Origin of the sequence: Bradyrhizobium sp. Bra64 (assembly GCF_024519875.1) — a bacterium.
Classification (GTDB): domain Bacteria; phylum Pseudomonadota; class Alphaproteobacteria; order Rhizobiales; family Xanthobacteraceae; genus Bradyrhizobium; species Bradyrhizobium japonicum_G.
The window spans coordinates 1,584,730-1,604,312 of the sequence record NZ_JALJRD010000001.1 but is presented as its reverse complement, the minus strand read 5'-3'; the positions used below and the strand labels follow the sequence as shown (position 1 = coordinate 1,604,312).

At 65.3% G+C, this 19,583-nt stretch carries 14 protein-coding genes; 6 read left to right on the top strand and 8 right to left on the bottom strand.

The window, feature by feature from the left end:
- Positions 1-42: 42 nt before the first annotated feature.
- From NR187_RS07580 to NR187_RS07570, 3 genes are all read right to left on the bottom strand, one after another.
- Positions 43-1,356, bottom strand: coding sequence for an epoxide hydrolase family protein (locus tag NR187_RS07580; RefSeq protein WP_256806173.1), 1,314 nt, complete (start codon positions 1,354-1,356; stop codon positions 43-45).
- Between the two features lie 255 nt (positions 1,357-1,611).
- On the bottom strand, positions 1,612-2,325 hold the full coding sequence (locus NR187_RS07575) for a VOC family protein (RefSeq protein ID WP_211384777.1): 714 nt from the start codon (positions 2,323-2,325) through the stop codon (positions 1,612-1,614).
- 33 nt (positions 2,326-2,358) lie between these two features.
- The gene (locus tag NR187_RS07570) at positions 2,359-3,030 is read right to left on the bottom strand and encodes a sensor histidine kinase (RefSeq protein WP_211384776.1); all 672 of its coding nucleotides are present in this window, start codon (positions 3,028-3,030) and stop codon (positions 2,359-2,361) included.
- 326 nt (positions 3,031-3,356) lie between these two features.
- Here NR187_RS07570 and NR187_RS07565 point away from each other — a divergent pair, with 326 nt between their 5' ends.
- The 4 genes from NR187_RS07565 to NR187_RS07550 all read left to right on the top strand — a co-directional run bounded on the left by NR187_RS07565 (position 3,357) and on the right by NR187_RS07550 (position 8,990).
- Entirely contained in the window at positions 3,357-6,197 is a 2,841-nt protein-coding gene (locus NR187_RS07565; protein ID WP_256806172.1) for a winged helix-turn-helix domain-containing protein, read from the top strand.
- 118 nt (positions 6,198-6,315) lie between these two features.
- A complete protein-coding gene (locus NR187_RS07560) occupies positions 6,316-7,023 on the top strand; it encodes a hypothetical protein (RefSeq protein ID WP_256806171.1) in 708 nt (235 codons plus the stop codon).
- A 188-nt stretch (positions 7,024-7,211) separates the two neighbouring features.
- Positions 7,212-7,913 carry a type 1 glutamine amidotransferase domain-containing protein gene (locus tag NR187_RS07555; protein ID WP_256806170.1) on the top strand — a complete coding sequence of 234 codons (702 nt, stop codon included), beginning with the start codon at positions 7,212-7,214 and terminating at the stop codon, positions 7,911-7,913.
- Between the two features lie 120 nt (positions 7,914-8,033).
- Entirely contained in the window at positions 8,034-8,990 is a 957-nt protein-coding gene (locus tag NR187_RS07550; RefSeq protein ID WP_256806169.1) for an alpha/beta fold hydrolase, read from the top strand.
- Between the two features lie 65 nt (positions 8,991-9,055).
- Here NR187_RS07550 and NR187_RS07545 read toward each other — a convergent pair whose 3' ends face one another.
- A complete protein-coding gene (locus tag NR187_RS07545) occupies positions 9,056-11,935 on the bottom strand; it encodes a winged helix-turn-helix domain-containing protein (RefSeq protein WP_256806168.1) in 2,880 nt (959 codons plus the stop codon).
- A 350-nt stretch (positions 11,936-12,285) separates the two neighbouring features.
- Here NR187_RS07545 and NR187_RS07540 point away from each other — a divergent pair, with 350 nt between their 5' ends.
- Positions 12,286-13,266, top strand: coding sequence for a helix-turn-helix domain-containing protein (locus NR187_RS07540; RefSeq protein WP_256806167.1), 981 nt, complete (start codon positions 12,286-12,288; stop codon positions 13,264-13,266).
- A gap of 84 nt (positions 13,267-13,350) precedes the next feature.
- Here the strand turns inward: NR187_RS07540 and NR187_RS07535 are convergent, their stop codons facing one another.
- Positions 13,351-15,672, bottom strand: coding sequence for a molybdopterin guanine dinucleotide-containing S/N-oxide reductase (locus NR187_RS07535; RefSeq protein ID WP_256806166.1), 2,322 nt, complete (start codon positions 15,670-15,672; stop codon positions 13,351-13,353).
- Between the two features lie 314 nt (positions 15,673-15,986).
- On the opposite strand from NR187_RS07535, the gene NR187_RS07530 reads away from it, so the two are divergent.
- Positions 15,987-16,337: a RidA family protein gene (locus tag NR187_RS07530; protein ID WP_211384768.1), complete on the top strand. Its 351-nt coding sequence runs from the start codon at positions 15,987-15,989 to the stop codon at positions 16,335-16,337.
- Between the two features lie 147 nt (positions 16,338-16,484).
- Here NR187_RS07530 and NR187_RS07525 read toward each other — a convergent pair whose 3' ends face one another.
- From NR187_RS07525 to NR187_RS07515, 3 genes are read right to left on the bottom strand one after another with little or no spacing between them, the layout of a single operon-like run.
- On the bottom strand, positions 16,485-16,952 hold the full coding sequence (locus tag NR187_RS07525) for a hypothetical protein (RefSeq protein ID WP_211384767.1): 468 nt from the start codon (positions 16,950-16,952) through the stop codon (positions 16,485-16,487).
- On the bottom strand, positions 16,936-17,853 hold the full coding sequence (locus tag NR187_RS07520) for a DUF2950 domain-containing protein (protein ID WP_211384766.1): 918 nt from the start codon (positions 17,851-17,853) through the stop codon (positions 16,936-16,938). The genes NR187_RS07525 and NR187_RS07520 overlap by 17 nt, the downstream gene beginning before the upstream one ends.
- Entirely contained in the window at positions 17,850-19,487 is a 1,638-nt protein-coding gene (locus NR187_RS07515) for a DUF3300 domain-containing protein (protein WP_256806165.1), read from the bottom strand. The genes NR187_RS07520 and NR187_RS07515 overlap by 4 nt, the downstream gene beginning before the upstream one ends.
- Between the last annotated feature and the right edge of the window lie 96 nt (positions 19,488-19,583).

Here is a 19,583-nt window from a genome sequence, read left to right as displayed (position 1 = left end):
GGGCGGTCGGGGACGTGCGGGATTGCGTGTCCCTGCTCGTTCTCAGATCGACTGGCGCAGCGGGCGGAACGCGGTGCGCATTTCCGCAGCGAACAGCGCGGGCTGCTCCCAGGCGGCGAAATGCCCACCCTTGTCGATTCGGTTGTAGTGCATCAGCTTCGGATAGGCCTTCTCGGTCCAGCTGCGGGGCGCGGTGTAGATCTCGTCCGGGAAGACGCTGACGGCGACCGGGATCTTGATGTGCTTGGGCTCGAAGAACACCAGCTTGTTCTCCCAGTAGAGCCGCGCCGACGACACTGCAGTGTTGGTGAGCCAATAGAGCGTGATGTTGTCGATCACATCGTCCCGCGACAACCCTTCTGTCCTGCCGTCGAACACCCGCGCGATCATGGCAGCGCTGCGCGCATCGTGATCGAGCATCCAGGATGCGAGACCTGCCGGCGAATCCACGAGGCCATAGAGTGTCTGGGGTCGGTTCGACATCTCGATCGCGTAGCCCAGTCCGTGCTTGTAGAAATCGTCGAGCTGGTCGTAGGCATGGCGTTCGTCGGCCGAGAGATTAGCCGGCCGCGACCCGCCGGGCTGTAGCGCCTTGGCGATATCGTCGGGAACGGTGGCAGGCATGTTGGTGTGGATGCCGAGCAGTTCCGGCGGCGCGATCAACGCCATCTGCTCCGTCACGGCATTGCCCCAATCGCCGCCTTGCGCAACGTAGCGGCCGTATCCGAGCCGCTTCATCAGCACGATCCAGGCGCGCGCGACGCGCTGGGGGTCCCAGCCGAGTGCCGTTGGCTTGCCGGAGAAGCCGTGGCCGGGCAGCGAGGGGATGACGAGATCAAAGGCGTCGGCCGCCTTTGCACCGTGCGCGGTCGGATCGGTGAGCGGGCCGACGATCTTCATCTGCTCGATGATCGAGCCGGGCCAGCCATGCGTGACGATCATCGGCAGCGCGTTCTCGTGACGAGAGCGGACGTGAATGAAGTGGATGTCGACGCCGTCGATCTCGGTGACGAATTGCGGCAAGGCATTCAGCCGCGCCTCGATCTTGCGCCAGTCGTAGTCGTTCTGCCAGTGGCGCACGAGCTGCTGCACCGTCGCCAGCTGCACGCCCTGCGATTGATCGGCGACGATCTCACGATCCGGCCAGCGCGTCGCTGCGAGGCGACGACGGAGATCGAGCAGATCCTCCTCCGGCACGCTGACGTGGAACGGGCGGACGGCGCCGCTTGCAGCGGCCTTCGCCGGATGCAGCGGCAGCAGGCTCGATACGCTGGCGGCAACCGCCGTCATCGCGGCCTGGGTCAGCAATTGACGGCGGTCGGGGTTGAGGATGTCGGCTCGTGCTTGCGTGGTCATGTTGGCTCTCCCTTGCTTGATCGGTGACGCCGATCGAATTCGAAATCGACGCGTCGGCTCGTCATGGGCAGAGAGTGACGCAGACAACTGCAATTGGCTCGTTATGCATTGTTAGACTGCGTTAGCCGTTGCGAGCCGGCGGGGCACATCGCCGATCGCGCAATCCCCGCGGCAAAAAGCAACGCGGCGCGCGATGACCTCGGTCATCGCGCGCCGCGTCGGCTTGCGTCGGTTGAAGCGTTCGTGCCGCCCAGCTCAGGATGGCAGAGGCTGGCCCGCCTGCTCACGGACGATGTAGTCGGCGTACCAATCGGCCCAGTTCTCGTCGTGCCCGCCGGTCCGCTTTTCGTGTTCGCCATGGGCCGCCGCCGCACGGCGCAATGCCGCGGCCAGCTCGGCCTGCGAAGCGAACGTCGTGCCGCCGCCCGCGATGCGTCCCGGCAGTCGCGTGGTGACTTCCTGGAACAGCCAGCCATTGCCGTCGGGATCGCTGAACGAGGCAAATGAGCTGTAGCTGCCGCGCTTCGGGTCAGCACCGCCGACTCGCGCGCGGCCGAACAGATATGGTTCGTCCGATCCGGAATGAACGTCGCCGGCACCGTGGAACGGAGCGCTGACCTCGATGCCACGGTCGAGCAGATCCTTTCGGGCCGCCTCCAGATCGGACACGATCAGGTACAGGCCCCGCGCCGACCCGGGCGCCGCCGCCGTCACGTTGCTGCCGAAGATCACCGAGCAGGCCGAGCCCGGCGGCGTGAACTGGATCACACGCCAGTCGTCGTCCGAGGCAAAATCGGCGTCGAGCCGCCAGCCGAGACGGGTGTAGAACGCCTTGGCGCGGTCGACGTCGGACACGGGGATCACGACCACCTCGAGCCTCAGATCAACGCCAGGCGACGTCGAAGGCTTGCTTGCAGACGTCTCCGAAGATTTGACCGCGGCATCACGGTCGATGTCGAGTGTGGCCATGTCGAACTCCCTGAGTTGGATTTGAAACGAGCCTCAGGCGGCTTCGATCGGCATCACGATGGTCACCCGTGTGCCGCCCTCTCCCGCCTCGCCGTGCAGCTGCGCGCGAATGCCGCGTGCGAGTCCTTCGAGAAGCCGGCTGCCGGTGCCCTGAAGCGGCTTGGTCGCGCCGATCCCGTTGTCGGCCACCGTGCAGAACCAGGCGCCGTCACGCTTGGCCATGTCGATGCGGATCAGCGCACCATTCCTGTTCGGGAAGGCATGCTTTGCCGCATTCGTCACCAGCTCCGTCAGCATCAATGCGAGTCGATGGCATTGCCATGCCGGCAGCGTGCCGTCTTCGATGGCCGCTTCGCAGCGGATGCCCGACGGCTCCAGCACGGCCTCGGAAATCGCCGCGCACAGGCTTTCGAAGAAGCCTGCAACGGAGATCGCCGAATGGTCGTCATTGTCAGACAGGAGTTGGTAGAGCCTGCCGAAGGCGACGATGCGCCGCTCGAACCGATCCACCGCAAGCGACACGTCCCTGGTGCCGGCCCGCGTGAAGTCGCGACGGACCGACGCGCCGAGCAGCGTCAGCGTGTTCTTCATGCGATGATGGGACTCCCGCAGCACGAGTTCCCAATCACGCGACTGGTCGTCGAGGCTGGCGACAAATTGAGCACGAACGGAGCTACCGTTCGGCATGGACCCGATAGCGGACATCATAGCCTCCCTGTTGAAATAGGATCTAACTCGGAAGCCATACTGGATGCATCGCGCGTGTTTTGCCCGTTAGACGTTGCAAGTTTTTGTTATGATCGGCGGCATCACGATCTGGCAGTGGCGACTGCCGCCGCGACGGTCAGGCCCACTGACGAATTGTCGCGGTCGCGTCGTAAACCGTTCGCGTTTAAGCAAATTTGCGGCTGAGATTCCGCCTGCGGTCGGTCATCGCCACGCGATTTTGCCACTTTCGGCCAGTTTACTGATGACCTCGTTCTGGTAGATCAAAGCGCAGACACCAGCCTTTTCACTGGAATCACTAGCCCGTGCCGGACACCAACGACCAGGATTCGGCCATTGCCTTCGGACCGTTCCGGCTGTTCGCAAAGTCGCGGCTGCTCGAGAAGGACGGCGCTCCCGTTCACCTTGGCGGTCGTGCGCTCGACCTCCTCGTTTTTCTCGCCGAGCGCGCCGGCGAGGTTGTGGACAAGCGTGAGTTGATCAAGCGCGTCTGGGCCGACGTGAACGTCGACGAAGGCAGCCTTCGCTTTCACATCACGACGCTCCGCAAGGCCTTGGGCGATGCCGGGGAAGCCTCCCGCTACGTCGTCAACGTCCCAGGGCGCGGCTATTGCTTCGCGGCTCCGCTGCTGCAGCCTGCTTCGGAGAACCGGTCCGGCCTGCCCGCAGCTTCGCCCCGCTCGCTGCCCTCGCCACTCGCGAAGATGATCGGGCGGGACGATGCGATCGAGAAGATTTCGGCCGAGCTTGCCCTGCATCGCTTCGTCACGATCGTCGGCCCCGGCGGGATCGGCAAGACCTCGGTCGCACTGGCCGTCGCGCACGCCGAGCTCCATGCCTTCGAGGGCCAGGTGTGCTTCGTCGATTTCGGCGCGCTGACGGAGCCCCGGCTCGTTACCGGAACGATCGCAGCCGCCCTCGGCCTGACCGTCAATTCCGAGGAACCGATGCCGGGGCTGCTGACGCACCTGCGCAGCCGGCGGATGCTGCTGGTCTTCGACAGTTGCGAGCACATCCTCGACGACCTCGCCCCCCTGGCCGAGCGCATCGTCCGGGAGGCGGGCGAGCTGCATATTCTGGCCACCAGCCGCGAATCCTTCCGCTCGGAAGGGGAGCGCGTCCATCGGTTGTTTCCGCTGGATTGCCCGCCGGAGCGCGACGGGCTCGGCCTCGCCGACATCCTTGCCTATCCCGCAAGTCAGCTCTTCGTGGAACGCATTGCCGAAAGCCTCGGAGAATTCGAGCTCAGCGAAGAGGATGCGCCGCTCGTCGCCGAGATCTGCCGGCGGCTGGACGGCATCGCGCTCGCGATCGAGCTCGCGGCCGGGCGCGTGAACGCCTATGGCATAGCCGGAACCGCCTCGCTGCTGGACAGCCGCTTCTCGCTGCTGTGGCGGGGGCGGCGCACCGCGATCCCGCGGCACCAGACCCTCAGCGCGGCGCTCGCCTGGAGCTACGATCTGCTGCCGGCAGCCGAGAGCGCAACGCTGCGCGGATTGTCGGTGTTCGTCGGGCCATTCACGCTGGAAGCCGCGCTTGCGGTCGCCTCCTGCCAGGGCATCGGCGAGCCCGAAGCGGTCGAGGCGATCTCGAACCTGCTGTCGAAATCGCTGATCGCGACCTCGCCTGCGGAGCGGCGGCTGCGCTATCGCCTGCTCGACACGACACGCGCCTTCGTCGCGGACAAGCTCGTCGAGAACGGGGAAGCGCCCCGCGTCGCGCGCGCCCACGCCGAATATTTCCGCGATTTCCTGCGCGACATCGCACTGAAATCCACTGGCATGCAGAGCGCGGGCGGCTTCCTTCCCTATGCCGATCATCTGCCCAATGTCCGGGCCGCGCTGACCTTCAGCTTTTCGGACGGCGGCGACCGGACCATCGGCGTGGATCTGGCGGCCGCGGCGGCCCAGTTCTTCCTCGAGCTGACCTTGCTGACGGAATGCTCCCGCTGGACCCAGCAGGCGCTGGCGTTGCTCGATGCGAGCGCGGCCGACAGCCGCACGGAGATGACGCTGCAAGCCGCGCTCGGCGTCTCCGCGATGTTCACGCAGGGCAATACCGAAGCGGTCCACTCGGCGTTCACGCGCAGCCTCCAGCTTGCCCGGGAGCTCGAGGATCTGCACTGGCAGCTCTGGCTGCTGCGCGGATTGCACATCTACCTGACCCGGGTCGGAGATTTTCACGGCGCGCTCGGGACCGGCGAACAGGGCGAAAGCGTTGCGCGGAAGCTGAACGATCCCGCCAGCACGCTGAACGTGGAATGGATGCTGGGCGTCGCGCATCATTTGATCGGCAACCAGGACAAGGCGGTGCAGTTCTGCGAGAGCGCGATGGTGCATAATCCCGGCTCGCAGCGGCTCAATATCGGCCATCTCGGTTATGACGACCGCATCGTCGCGCTGGTGGCGCTGGCGCGCGGGCTCTGGCTCACCGGCAGGCCCGATCATGCGATCGAGGCGGCCAGATACACGGTGCGCGAGGCCGAGCTGCTCGAGCAGCCGCTCACGCTCGGTATTTCCCTGATCTGGACGATCTACGTGTTCCTCTGGGTCGGCGACTGGGCCAATGCCGAAAGCCTGATCGAGCGCCTGATCGATCACTCCGCCCGGCACTTCCTCGGCCCCTATCACGCGGTCGGCATCGGCCAGAAGGGCGAGCTGCTGCTGCGCCGCGGCGAGGTCGCCGCCGGCATCGAACTCCTGCGCCGCAGCCAGGCCACGCTGTACGCGACCCGGCACCGGATCATGACGACGGTGTTCGCGACGGCGCTCGCGGAGGGTCTCGCCGCCCAGAACCAGGCCGAGGAGGCCTTGCAGACGATCAATGAGGCCATCGCCCAGATTCCCGATAACGGCGAGTCCTTCGACATGCCGGAGATGCTCAGGATCAAGGGCGACATCCTTGCGCGGTCGGGTCACTCAGCGGAAGCCGAGAACTACGTCCGCAAATCGCTCGATCTGTCACGCCGGCAATGCGCGCTTGGCTGGGAGCTCCGCGGAGCGATCAGTCTCGGCCGCATCTGGGAGCGGGCCGGCAAGTCCGCCGACGCGCGGGCCCTGCTCACCCCACTCGTGGCGCGATACAGGGAAGGCCTCCAGACTTGCGATCTGGTCGCCGCAAGGGAGCTCCTGGGCAGCCTGAATTGAGAGTATCTTCAAGGAGATACCACCATGCTGCGCGCTCGCAACTCCTAACAACTTCTAACACGCCAAGCCGCATACACCCCGCCATGGTGGTGGCACTTCACGGTGGATATGGCGGGACATGGCCCTTCTTGACGACGTCATCGATGCCAGCGGTGGTTTGGCCCGCTGGAACAGCTTGAACCGGTTCACCCTCCACCTGTCCGTCGGCGGAACGCTGTTCTCCAGCGCCGGACATGCCAGGGAATTCAAGGATGTGACTGCGGAAGGCTCGACCAAGACACAATCGGTCCGCTTCACAGGCATCACCGGGGGCGAACACTCCGGCTCCTTCCAGCCCGATGCGATCACGATCGAGAGCCTGGATGGCGAGGTCCTGCGGTCCTGGCGCAACCCGAGCCTTGCATTTCCCGAGGTCGGCTCGCCTGCGCTCGCGGACGAACTGCACCTCGTCTTCTTCTGCGGCGTCGCAATCTGGAATTACCTGACCAGCCCATTCCTCCTTGCCCATCCCGATGTCGTCACGGAGGAGCTGGCGCCATGGCGCGAGGGCGCCGAGACCTGGCGGCGGCTGCGGGCGCAATTTCCCGCGCATTTGATCACGCTCGCGCCCGAGCAGATCTTCTACTTCGACGAGAGCGCCCTGCAACGGCGGACGGATCACGATCTGTTCGGGATGAAGGTCGCAAATTATTCCTGGGCCCATGACATCTTCGGCGGCATCGTGGTGCCGACGCTTCGACGTGCGCAGACGCTACGGCCCGACGGAACCGTGATCGCCAAGCCGGTGCTGATGGACGTCGAGATATTCGACGCCGTGTTCGAGTAACCGCGCGCGCAGGCCCGGCAACGAACCACCGCTCTCAACGTCTAACAATACATAACGGGCCAACAGCGCGCCTCGAGCGCAGATTGCGCTTGCGAGCATCGAACGACGTGCTCGAACGAGACGCAGGCGGCCCATCTCCATCGGGTTGGAACGCATCATTTCAGTGAACACACTCAAGGGAAACAGTCATGAAAGTACTGATGGTTCTCACGTCACACGATCAACTCGGCAACACCGGGCGCAAGACGGGCTTCTGGCTCGAGGAGCTGGCCGCCCCCTATTACGTGTTCAAGGATTCGGGCGCGGAGATCACGCTCGTCTCGCCCAAGGGCGGCCGTCCGCCGCTCGACCCCAAGAGCAACGAGCCCGAGTTCCGCACCGACCTAACGCTGCGCTTTGAAGCGGATGCCGCCGCGGAAGCACAGCTCGACAAGACGCTTCGCCTCGACAGCGTCAGGCAGGAGGATTTCGACACGCTGTTCTATCCCGGCGGCCACGGCCCGATGTGGGACCTTGCCGAAGACCCGGACTCGGTCAAGCTGATCGAGTCGTTCTTTGCCGCCGGCAAGCATGTCGCGATCGTATGCCATTCCCCGGCGGCGCTGCGCCACGTCAAGACGCCGGACGGCAAGCCACTGGTGCGGGGCAGGGAAGTGACCGGTTTCACCAATGGCGAGGAGGAAGCCGTCGGCCTCACCAAGGTGGTGCCGTTCCTGGTCGAGGACGAGATGCTGCGCCTCGGCGCCACCTTCTCGAAGAAGGCCAACTGGACGCCCCACGTCGTCAGCGACGGCCTGCTGATCACGGGACAGAACCCGCATTCGTCCAGGCCGGCCGCGCAGGCGCTGCTCGCCGCCCTCAAGGGCAAACCGTTGGCGCGCGCTTCGTAAAGCCGGGATGCGGCCACATCTCGGGAGGGGCCCGTGACGGCGCCTCCCGACATCGCAGTCGCAAGCGCATGACCCGCTTTCGACAGATCTTCACCCGACATACCGGACCGGAGCGATGACATGAACATCCCAGCCGCACTCGTCCTCTCGGCCGCGATGGTCGGCGCGACCGTGACAGCGTCGGCGCAAGAGTTGCGGTCGAGCCGACGCTCGATCAGCTATCACACCGTCGAGATCGAGGGCCTCAAGGTCTTCTACCGCGAGGCCGGCCCCACCGACGCCCCGGCCGTTTTGCTGCTGCACGGCTTTCCCTCGTCGTCGCGGATGTGGGAGCCCCTGCTGTCGTTGCTCGCCGACAAATATCATGTCATCGCTCCGGACTATCCTGGCTTCGGCAACAGCAGCGCGCCGCCGCCGTCAGATTTCACCTATACGTTCGACAACATCGCCGCCGTGATCGGCGAGCTCACGACAAAGCTCGGACTTGCCGGCTACGTCCTGTTCATGCAGGACTACGGAGGTCCTGTCGGCTTCCGCATGGCCCTGGCGCAGCCCGAACGTATCAGCGCCATCATCGTTCAGAACGCGGTTTCGCACGAGCAGGGGCTGGGTCCGCTCTGGAGTGCGCGCAGGAAGTACTGGGCCGATCCCGCACACGAGCTCGAGGCGCTCAAGGCCAACTTCACGTCCCTGGAAGCGACCCGTCAGCGGCATCTCGGCTCGAGCCCGCACCCCGAACGCTACGACCCCGACACCTGGACCGACGAATACGCGTTCCTGACGCGTCCCGGCCAGGCCGAGATCCAGACCACGCTGTTCCTCGATTACCGGACCAACGTCGCCTCATATCCCAAATGGCTGGACTGGCTGCGCAAGACGCGGCCACCGACGCTGGTGGTCTGGGGCAAATACGATCCGTCCTTCACCGTCGCAGGCGCCGAGGCCTATCGCGACGACGTGCCGGATGCCGAGATTCACATCCTCGAAGCCGGCCACTTCGCGCTGGATGAAGCCACCGACGAGATCGCCGCGCTCGTCCGCGACTTCCTGGCGCGGCTGGACGGACAGAAGAGATGACCGCCGATGGACGCGCTTAGGACAGGCCTTAGGAGAGGCCTTGACGGCCGGTTGCTGCGACGTGTTCAGGCCGCCGGCCCGTTCAGCATGCGCCGCGCCGCAATGAGATCGGCGGTCTCGAATCCTTCGCAGAAGCGGGCGTAGGTTTCGGCGAGCCGTTCCAGCGGAGCCTGCACACCCCGCCGAACACGAAGCTGCGCCAGCGACGTCTCGGCCCGCAGCCGCCAGGACAATGCGCCCTGCTGCTCGGCAAGGGTGATCGACGCGACAAGATCTGCTTCGGCCGCCTCGAGATTGCCGCCACGAGCCTCGAGTTCTCCCCGCAGACGGAGCAGTTCGGGCATGTCGAAGGCCCCGCCTTCCTGCACGACCCGGTCGATGGTTTCGTGCAGGACCTGGGCGCCTTCCGTCAATCGTCCCAAAGTGACCAATCCCCGGCACAGGTCCGAGGCGAACGCCGATGCATAGAGCTCGTAGCGATCGGCATGCAGGCGTGGAAGCGCGCTCCGCAACAAGTCGATGCCGCCGGTGACCTCGCCGCGGCCGATCATGGCCTGGGCTCGAAAGCCGGTCGCGACGGCTTCGTAGGGTACGAGTCCGTGCATGCCCGCATGCGCCGACAAGCGACCGGTCATGGTCTCGACGGACGACCAGTCGCCAACCCACCCGAACACGGAGGCGGACCAGCACAGCGCGATACAATGCATCACCGCGTCGCGCGGCGCTGAAGCGCCGACAAGCGGCCGGACGCATTCGAGCGCACGATCGGGAAAGCCGCGCAGCCACAGCACGCGCGCGAGCGGAATTTGCGGCGTGCGCGAATAGGCGAAATGTCCGGGTTGCGTTCCGCGTAGCGCAGCGTCGTCGCGTACGCCCTGGTCGAGATGGGCCTCCGCCGCGACCTGATCTCCGGCGAGGTGATAGGAAACGCCGAGCAGCGCCTTACTGCCGGCAATCCCCGCGATGTCGCCGATCAGGCGGGCAATCCGCTCGGCGTGAAGCGCGGTCGGCACCAGATGCCGATAGCCACCGGTGCGGCGGTAGAACATGTTGAGCCGCGACAGCAGCCTGAACGTGTTGGCGTGATCGGAAAGCGCCTCCGCAAGCTCCAGCCCGCGCCGGAGCGCCGCTTCCGCCTGCTCGCTGTTGCGCTCGGTGAACATGAGGGCGTGACCGAGCGTGGACTGGAGCTCGAGCTCCCATCTGCCGCCCCGGTCGGCATTGTCGAGCGTTGCGAGTGCGCGATCGGACCAGATGCGGGCCTCGCTGAGCAGATTGAGCTCGACGAACAGCCTTGTGCAGCCGGCCGCCAGCGGCACGCGCAAGCCGGCGCCGTCGTCGTTGGCATAACTCCATTGCAGCGCCGCGCGAGCGTCGGCGAGCAGGCTCACGCGCTCCTGCACAAGGGATGCATGATCGGTGCCCCCATGATCCCTCATGCCTGCTTCGAGCGCGCGTTGAACATATAGCGCGTGACGGCGCGCGATCTCGTTTGCCTGATCGCCATCCGCCAGCTTCTGCATGGCATAGGCGCGCGTGGCATCCAGCAGGCGATAGCGCCGCGACGCTCCGTCCGGCAGCGCGGACACCAGCGACTTGGCCACGAGCTGCTCCAGTGCGTGGACGACGCCTTCTTCCGGCGCCTCCCCGGCCGCGACCGCTATCGCGCCTTTCAACGTGAAGTTGCCCGCGAAGACGGCGAGCCGCTGGAACACGATCCGCTCGCTCTCGCCGATCAGGCCGAAGCTCCAATCGAGCGTTGCACTGAGGGTCTGCTGCCGCGGCGGCGCCGTTCGCCGCCCGCGCCATTCGAGCTGCAGCCGGCTGTCGAGCAGATCCGCCATCTCGCGCAGCCCGTAGAGACCGACGCGTGCGGCAGCCAGCTCGATCGCGAGCGCGATGCCATCGAGCTTGCCGCAAATCCGGGACAGGATCTCCGCATCGGCGTCGGTGATGTCGTCGCGATGCCCCGCGGCGACCGCGCGATCGACGAACAGACGCGCAGCGGGATAAGCCAGCACCTCGCCGGCATTGAGGCGGGTTCCCTGCGGGGGGCCGGGCAGCGAAACGAGCTCGAAAATCTGCTCGCCTTCCACCAGCAGCGACTCGCGACTGGTGGCGAGAATGACGATGCCGGGCGCCTCCCGGTAGATGTTTTCCGCAAGGCGCGCGACCTCGTCGATCACGTGCTCGCAGCTGTCGAGAACGAGAAGCAGCCGCCGCCCGCGCAGGAAATTGACGATGCTGCCCGATGGATCATCGTGGTGAACGACGAGGCCCAATGCGGCGGCAACCGTGCTCGCAACCAGCGCCGCGTCCTTCAGGGGACCGAATTCGAGAAAATGGACGTTGCCGTCGAAGGTATCGCACATGTCATGCGCGATCGCGGTCGCGACGGTGGTCTTGCCGATGCCGCCCGGCCCACGTAGCGTGACGAAGCGATCGCGGAGCAAGCGCGCCGTCAACTCGGCCACGGCGTCCTCCCGCCCGACCATCCGGTCCAGTCGATGCGGCAGAGACGGCGGTGGCGCCGCCTTTTGAGGTGCCCGCGACGCCAACGCAGACACCTCTGCGCGCTCGACGCGCCGCACGGGCGCGACGAAGCAATAGCCCCGGCCAGGGATGGTGGTGATGTAGCGGGCGCCACTTTTTCCGTCGCCCAGCACCTTGCGCAGCTCCGCGACATGGACGCGAAGGCTGATCTCCTCGACAGAGAGTCCGGACCACGCATAGCCGAGAATCTCGTCCTTCGGGACCACTTCGCCGGCGCGGCTGACGAGCAGGCGCAAGATATCCATCGCGCGGCTGCCGAGCCTGACCGGCAGGCCATCCTTCTCCAGCAGCCGCGACCGAAGCGAAAATGGACCGAACGAGACGGCCTCGAAATCGAGCATCGTTGCGGCGCCGCTGCCACGGGGGCCATGACCTGCCGAGAGCTCGGTCACTTCTGACTCATCTTGACAGCCGCTCCATCGAAATGCGGCGCGACTATACCCGGCACCGGTGCGAGGTCCAGCGAGGGCATCGTAGGAAACCCACGCCGCTGCATGGATAGCCGCGTGATAGCCCGCGCTCTCCCGAGTCGGATCGGGCTGCGCAAACAGTTGATAAAACGCGCAAAAACGTCCCCTTCTGCGACGAGCTGCCGCACGTGACGCGCCCCACAAAAACTAACAGATCCTAATCACCACTAACGGGCTTCCTGGCCAGAGCACGCCTATCCTCTCAACATCGAAAGCATGGGTTTGCGCGTTTGCCGATTGCAAGCAGCCGCAAAGCCTGGAGAGGACCAACGATGTTGACCAATTCGCAGGGAGCGCCTGCCTGGACTGATTTTCCGGCCGGCCAGCGGGGTCACGAGATCCCCCAATCGACACAGGCGATCATTCGGGAGCGCCAATGGCGCCAGATCGATTGCGGCCCCGAGGCCGTCGAGGACATCACGGTTTCGCGATGGGAAGACCCGCGGAGCACGTCCTCGCACGAAGCGACGACGCCCGAGGATCGCTATTTCGTCGGCATCGCGTTGAAGACCACGCGCCTAAAACTGAGCCGGGACCGCCAGATCATTTTCGACGGCACGATGCCCGCCGGCACCCTCTATCTCACCGCGCCGTCGAAACCTCTCGCCGTGCAATTCCAGTCGCCCTGCGCCTTCCTGCACGTCCACATCGCCACGGAGCATTTTCCGGCGCAATTCGCCGCGACCGAAGGACTGAATGACCTCGTGCTGTTGCGCGACCCGCTCGCCGCCGAACTTGCCAAGGCGCTGATCGAACATGGCGACGCCGTGGACCACAAGTTTACGTGCTGCATCGGCCAGACCCTTGCGATGCATCTTGCGCGCGTGGAATTGCCGCGCGCCAGGGTCAATGCGTTGCCGAAATGGCGGCTGCGGCGCATCGAGCAATATGTCGCCGATCATTTCGACCGGTGCATCAGCCTGTCCGAGCTCGCCAACGTCGCCGGCCTGTCCAGAATGCACTTTGCGGCGCAATTCCGCACCGCGACCGGTTATCGCCCCCGGGAGTATCTGCTCAATTACCGGATCGAGCAGGCCAAGGCGCTGCTGGCGACGACCGAGCGGCCTCTGGCGGAGATCGCGCTTGCGGTCGGCTTCAGCACGCAGGCGCATTTTTCCACCGTCTTCAAGCGCATCAGCGGTCAATCACCGGCACGCTGGCGCCTCGCCAGCAAGGGCGAGCGGCCCGAGGTGAAGGCGCTTCCGCCGCGTCGTGGTTCTGCACAGAGGGAATGGATCAGCGCGGCCGCCTAAGCATTCAGCTCGCGCCCTCCTCCTCCCGGGCCCGCGAGCCTCTCGGGGCCGTCCCTGCACCCAACAGGGCGGCCCCGCTTTTTTCTACACCGGATCGAAAGCCCGGATCGGCGGCAGATTGCCGGTGAACTTCTCGACCTCGACCGTCGTGAGCTGGCCGGTGCAGCCTTGGGCGAACGATGAAGTGCCAATGTCGCGGGTGAGCACGTTCGGATTGCCGTGAACGCAGAGCGGCGCTTCGTCTTCGGGATCCATCGGATCGTACCAGGCGCCGGTCGGAAGCTGCACGACGCCCGGCGCGACGCCGTCGGTGACATGGACTGCGGCAAGGCACGCGCCGCGCGCGTTGAACAGGCGGATGATGTCGCCGTCCCCGATGCCGCGCGCGCTCGCATCGCGCGGATTCATGCGCGCGACCTCGCGGCCGCGATGCTTTGCCGCCAGCGAATGTCCGCCGAAATCGAGCTGGCTGTGCAGACGCGTCGCCGGCTGGTTGGCGACGAGGAAGCAGGGCGCGCCGGGCTTGGGCATGTCGGTCTTGTCGAGCCAGACCGGATGGCCGGGACAATCCGCGTCGCCATGGCCCGCAATCTTGGCGGAGAATATTTCGATGCGGCCGCTCGGCGTCGGCAGCGGATGATTGACAGGATCGTCGCGGAAACTGCGCAGCCGGCCGCCGTCATCGGGTTGCTGCGGCACGACCAGGCTGCCGCGCTGCCAGAAGTCCTCGAAGGCCGGGGCCTCAAGGCCGCGCGCTTCCAGCGATGCGCGGGTCGGCTCGTAAAGATGTTCTAGCCATTCTCGCGACGTGCGTCCCTCCGTGAAAGGCTCGCGCGCGCCGAGACGTTCGGCGAGATCGGCAAAAATCTCGTAATCGTCGCGCGCAAGGCCAAACGGCTCGGCGATCCGGTGCATGGCGACCATCAGCGGATCGTTGCTGGAATAGCCGATGTCCTCGCGCTCGAGCGTCATCGTCGAGGGCAGCACGATGTCGGCATGCCGGGCCGTGGCGGTCCATGCGAGCTCGTGCACGACCAGCGTGTCGACTTTCGCAAACGCCTTGCGCAGGCGGTTGATGTCCTGGTGGTGATGAAAGGGATTGCCGCCGGCCCAGTAGACGAGACGGATGTCCGGATAGGTGCGCGTCTCGCCGTTGTAGCGATAGGTGCTGCCGGGGTTGAGCAGCATGTCGGCGATGCGCGCCACCGGAATGAAATCACGGACGGCATTGCGGCCCTGCCCCAGCGTCGGCCCCGGCACGTCGTTGACGCGGCGGCCGTAATAACCGATCGCACCCAACGAATAGGCGTAGCCACCGCCGGGAAGGCCGATCTGGCCAAGGGCTGCCGCCAGCACCATGCCCATCCACACCGGCTGCTCGCCATGCTCGGCGCGCTGGAGCGAATGGGAGACGGTGATCAGCGCGCGCTTTCCGGCCAGGCGACGCGCCAGCCGGCGGATCGTGTCCGCGCCGACGCCGCAGATCGCGGCGGCCCACTCGGCGCTCTTCGGCTGGCCATCGGTTTCGCCGGTGAGATAGCGCAGGAAGACCGGCCACCCCTCCGTGTAGCGATCGAGGAAAGCCTGGTCGTGCAGGCCTTCGCTCGCCAGCGTGTGGACGATTCCGAGCATCAGCGCGGTGTCGGTGCCGGGCACGCATGTCATCCATTCGGCACCGGCCTCGACGGGCAGGTCTTCACGCAGCGGGCTGAAGAGGATGAACTCGCAGCCGCGCCGGCGCGCAGCTGCCATCGCGCCGCGCTCGACATGCTTGCTGATCGAGCCGCCGGCGACCATCGAGTTCTTCAACGCCATGCCGCCGAACGCCAGCACGATGTCGGTTTCGGCCGCGATCTGCTCCCAGGTGACGTTGCGCTTGGTGATGTCCTCGTAGCCGCAGAGGATCTGCGGCAGCAGCACCGAGGACGCGCCCGAGGAATAGGAATTCACAGAGCGTACATAGCCGCCCAGGGCGATGTTGAGGAAACGGTGCACCTGGCTCTGGGCGTGATGGAAGCGGCCCGCGCTCGACCAGCCATAGGAGCCGCCGAACACGGCACCGGGCCCGCGCGTGTCACGGATGCGACCGAGCTCGTCGCCGAGGAGATCGAGCGCCTTCTCCCAGCTGACGGAGACGAACTCGTCGCGGCCGCGGCGATCGTCCGGGCCCGGGCCACGCTCGAGCCAGCCGCGGCGGATCGCCGGCTGGCCAATACGCGCCTGGTGTCGCAGCGCACCGGGGAAATTGTCGATGATGCCGTTCGGATCGGGATCGCCCGCATACGCCCTGACCTCGAGCCCGGCCGCGCTTTGACGCGCCGAGAACACGCCCCAATGGGAGGTGTGCGGCTTGAAGCCGTCGGACAGGTCGAGGCCGGGGTCGGGGAAGCCAATCGTATCGTCCATCGTCTGATCCTTGTTCCGGGCACGGCATGGTCCGGCAGCCCCGCGTCATTCGGGTGCCAGTATACCGATCCACTTTCCGATGTCGTCAGGGTCAAGGCCTGCGGAAATGCCGGGCCCTCGTGCGCAATGAGAGGCTGGTGACCTTCGCCAGAGCGATGACGACGATTCGCAGGTCAATTTGTTCCTTTATTTTCAATACTTTATCTGACCACGATCGGAGTGGCCCTTTCGCAGGCGTACGCCATCTCTTGCAACGACACCGACATTGAAATGTGCGATATGCCGCCGGTCCTCACAGCAACATCGGTTTCGTCATGATCAAGCGCGTCTTGCCTTACGAAGGTCTGCTCCACGAAGTGGTCGAGCATAACGGCGTGCTTTACATCGGTGGCATCGTCCCCGAGGACACGAGTCTCGATATGTCGGGCCAGGCATACGACGTCCTCGGACAATTGGCCCACCTGCTGAAGACCCTCGGGTCCGATCTCGCCAACGTCTTGCAGGTCACCATCTACATGGCCGACCTCAAGGAGAAGGCAGAGTTCAATGCGGCCTGGAAGGCGCACTTCGCAGAAGCTCATCTGCCGGCGCGCGCCGCAATCGGCGTGGCCGATCTCGGTCCGGGCGTCAAACTCGAGATGACCGCAATCGCTGCCCGACAATAGCTTCAGATCAGTTTCTGCCGCGCGAGAAATTCGAGCTCGTGATCTGAAAGCCCAGTCAATTACGCCCCGTCATCGGAGCAGTGGCGTTGCGAGCGAAAAGGCGTCAGGGGGCGCTGGATGTGAGGTCCCCATTTCGCCGCTGCACGCTCACCTCAGGGAGATCATGATCGAGCTGAGGTTGGCGGCGAACTCCAGCCCGGCCTTTGGTCCCTGCAGCACCATCGTGACACCTCTGTCGTTGCGCAACTGAACGCCGTTGATGCCGCCGATCAGGGCGGCTCCGCCGCCGACCGAGCTGTACGTACCGGCAAAATCGCCGACCTCTCGAATTCCTGAAGCCCGGCCCTCGAGCCGTCCAACCGTGGCGCCGGCGGTGAAACCCAAGCTCAACCCGGTGACACGGAATGGATAATGGCGGCCCCGATAAGTCAGCACCCCGCTGCCGGCGCCACCACCCAAGAGCAGCCCCGCCTTGACGATCTTGACGCGGACCTGGGCGGACGCCTGCGCGAACGAGGGGGTCATCGAGGCGAGGAGCGCGAGCAACACGAGTGGTGCGAGACGCCCAAGCAGCCGGCGCGATATCTCCGTGCGTCGCTCAGGGTTTTGCAGCATCGACCTTCTTCCAGGTCTGGTCCGGATCGAACTCGGTCATGCGGGGAGCGAGGACCTTGGTCCGAGTCCCCAGATCCTTCTGATAGACGATGCCCGCATGGTTGACCAGGAAGGTCATCACTCCGGAATTGCCGTACTCGGCAGGCCAGGCGATCAGCGCAAAGCCCCCGATCATCTTGCCTTTGACGACATAGTTGAGCACGCCGCCCGGCGCGTTTGCGCCCTGCCCCTTCAGGATGCGGAAATAGTAGCCGTGATAGGGCGCCGGCCCCTCCTCGGCCTTGTAGCCCTCGGTCGAAGCCTGTGCCGCCAGTGCGCCGAGCGGGCTCGGGTCACTGTCGTCGCGCCAGAACAACCCATCCTTCTTGCCCGCACTGCTGACGATGCGCTGTGCGTACACGCCGGCTCCCTCGCCGCGATCCTTATCGGCGTACTCGTTCTCCGCATCGACAAAGGCGAGGCTGGTCTGGATCGCGTCGAGCTCGTTGCGGCCGATACGGCGATACAGGATCTCGATGCGGCCTTCGGCGGTGTCGAACTCCCAGCCGGTCTTGGTGTTGACGAGCGGGATCGGGAACGGGAAGTCGTCCGGCCCCAGCATCAGCGTCGCTTTCTTGTTACCCTCCGCCTTGATCGAATGTTTCGCATCGTACATCGAGGTGAAGCGTTTCCGGATGTCGACGTCGGCCACCTCGTCGCCGGACGAGACGATGTCGTCGGCGGCGCTGCCGAGCACTTTCAGGATGGCCCTGTCCGGCCCGCTCTTGACGGCGGTGGCGAGCGCCGCCGCTGCTTCCTCCGGTGTCGGATAGGACTGCTGCGCGAGCGACGGCGAACCCATGAGCGCCAGTGCCATGATGGCCGGCACAACCGCACGATGAACCGTATTCAAGCCCATCATGGCGTCACCTCCGCAGGAATCTTCGCGCCGCCGGCGAGCCAATCGCGGTAGGTGCGGAATTTAAGACCGAGCTTTTCGTAATAGACCCGGAGATAACCGTCCGCTCCGCGGGTGACAGCTTTCGGCATCACCTCCTCGACCTCCTGCGCGATGACGCCGACATAGGCCTTGTCGCTGCCGATATAGTTGAAGCGATAATAGCCGAGTCCGTTTGCGAGATGGCCAAGCAAGACGACATCGTGCTTCAGCGAGATGTCGGAACGGCGCCCGCCGCCACCACCGCCGCGGCCGCCTCCACCGCCACCACCGCGGCCGGCGAAGCTGGCGCCGCCACCGCCGCCACGCGGCCCCGCGCTCGCCATGCTGGCGTGACCGCGGGCCGACGCCGCCGCCGCCGAGCGGCCCGACGATACGTTCAGCGCACTTCCGCCGCGTGAGCTGCCGCCACCACGGTTCGCAGCCGCAGCACCGCCCTTGCCACCGCCTGCTTTGTTGCCGGCGCTCTTGGCACCGGCATTTTTGGCACCCGCATTTTTGGCACCGGCATTCTTGGGACCACCCTTGGCCGCACGATCACCTCCGCCCTTGGCGCGATCCCCCGCACCCTGGCCACCTCGATCGCCGGCGCGGTCTCCTGCACGATCTCCCGCACGATCTCCAGAACCTGCCCGGTCCTGTCCCGGCTTCAACACTTGCTGTCCGTCGCGTCCGCGGAAATCCATCCGGTCGGAGGCACCGGCCTTCAGGTTGCTATTGCCGAAGCGCTGCTGAACATTTGCGTTGTTGTAGCGAACGCCCTGGCGATGCGACGGATTGTGTTGCCAGCCATTTCCAACGTTGGTGGTTCGGTGATTGATGTAGACGTTGCGGTTGCCCCAGTTGCAGCCACCGCCCCAATAATTGCCCCAGCGGCCAATGGCCCAGGCCGTGCCGAAGGCGAGACCCGCCGCGACGACGCCCGCACCAATGTAGGACGGGTAACCGAAGTAATACGGCGGATACTCCGCGTAGGGCCACTCGCCGTAGACCGTCGCCGGCTCGTAATACGGCACGTACATCGTATCTGATACGGCCGGTTCGATCACGATCACCTGCCTGCTCTCCTGGGTCTGGACGCTGACCTTCTGCTGCTTGGTGGTGACCAGCTTCTTGTTGTCAAAGGCCTTGGAACGGAGCCGCTGGACCGCATCCATCACGTCCGGCTGCTGCGCCAGCACGGCGTCGCCGAGCGCCTTGGTCCAGTCGAGCTTGTCACTCATCATCGTGAGGACGTCGGCGGTCGAGGCCAGTGCCTTGACGCTGTCGTCCCAGGATTGCTTCTCGACCTCGGTCTTCAGCGCATCGCCCTTCAGGGTCTTGCGCTCTTTCAGCCAGCGATCGGCCTGCACGACTTCCAGAGGATAGGTGGATGCCGCCAGCACATTGGCGAGCAGTTCGTCGGGATAGAGCGCGATCGGCGCCACCAGTGCCTCGAGCTGCTCGGGCTTGAGCAACTCGACAGTCGGCGGCGGCTGGCTTGACGGTTGTGCCTGACCGCCCGGGGCAGTCGGGGTGCCAGCCGTTTGAGCGACCGCAGCGACCGGGATCGCCAGCAGCAGCGCCATCGCGATCAAGGTCTTGCCGCAACGAAACATCACATCCTCCCTCGGGCCTCGCAGCGCGAGCATCCTGGAAGGTCAACAGCCTTCATTGATCAAGATCAAAGGAACGCGCATCCGGCGCGGGGAGGA

What these genes read in the sequence shown, in the direction of transcription:
- NR187_RS07580 (WP_256806173.1), bottom strand. Translation starts at nt 1,356, where the DNA reads ATGACCACGCAAGCACGAGCCGACATCCTCAACCCCGACCGCCGTCAA.
- NR187_RS07575 (WP_211384777.1), bottom strand. Translation starts at nt 2,325, where the DNA reads ATGGCCACACTCGACATCGACCGTGATGCCGCGGTCAAATCTTCGGAG.
- NR187_RS07570 (WP_211384776.1), bottom strand. Translation starts at nt 3,030, where the DNA reads ATGTCCGCTATCGGGTCCATGCCGAACGGTAGCTCCGTTCGTGCTCAA.
- NR187_RS07560 (WP_256806171.1), top strand. Translation starts at nt 6,316, where the DNA reads ATGGCCCTTCTTGACGACGTCATCGATGCCAGCGGTGGTTTGGCCCGC.
- NR187_RS07555 (WP_256806170.1), top strand. Translation starts at nt 7,212, where the DNA reads ATGAAAGTACTGATGGTTCTCACGTCACACGATCAACTCGGCAACACC.
- NR187_RS07550 (WP_256806169.1), top strand. Translation starts at nt 8,034, where the DNA reads ATGAACATCCCAGCCGCACTCGTCCTCTCGGCCGCGATGGTCGGCGCG.
- NR187_RS07540 (WP_256806167.1), top strand. Translation starts at nt 12,286, where the DNA reads ATGTTGACCAATTCGCAGGGAGCGCCTGCCTGGACTGATTTTCCGGCC.
- NR187_RS07535 (WP_256806166.1), bottom strand. Translation starts at nt 15,672, where the DNA reads ATGGACGATACGATTGGCTTCCCCGACCCCGGCCTCGACCTGTCCGAC.
- NR187_RS07530 (WP_211384768.1), top strand. Translation starts at nt 15,987, where the DNA reads ATGATCAAGCGCGTCTTGCCTTACGAAGGTCTGCTCCACGAAGTGGTC.
- NR187_RS07525 (WP_211384767.1), bottom strand. Translation starts at nt 16,952, where the DNA reads ATGCTGCAAAACCCTGAGCGACGCACGGAGATATCGCGCCGGCTGCTT.
- NR187_RS07520 (WP_211384766.1), bottom strand. Translation starts at nt 17,853, where the DNA reads ATGATGGGCTTGAATACGGTTCATCGTGCGGTTGTGCCGGCCATCATG.
- NR187_RS07515 (WP_256806165.1), bottom strand. Translation starts at nt 19,487, where the DNA reads ATGTTTCGTTGCGGCAAGACCTTGATCGCGATGGCGCTGCTGCTGGCG.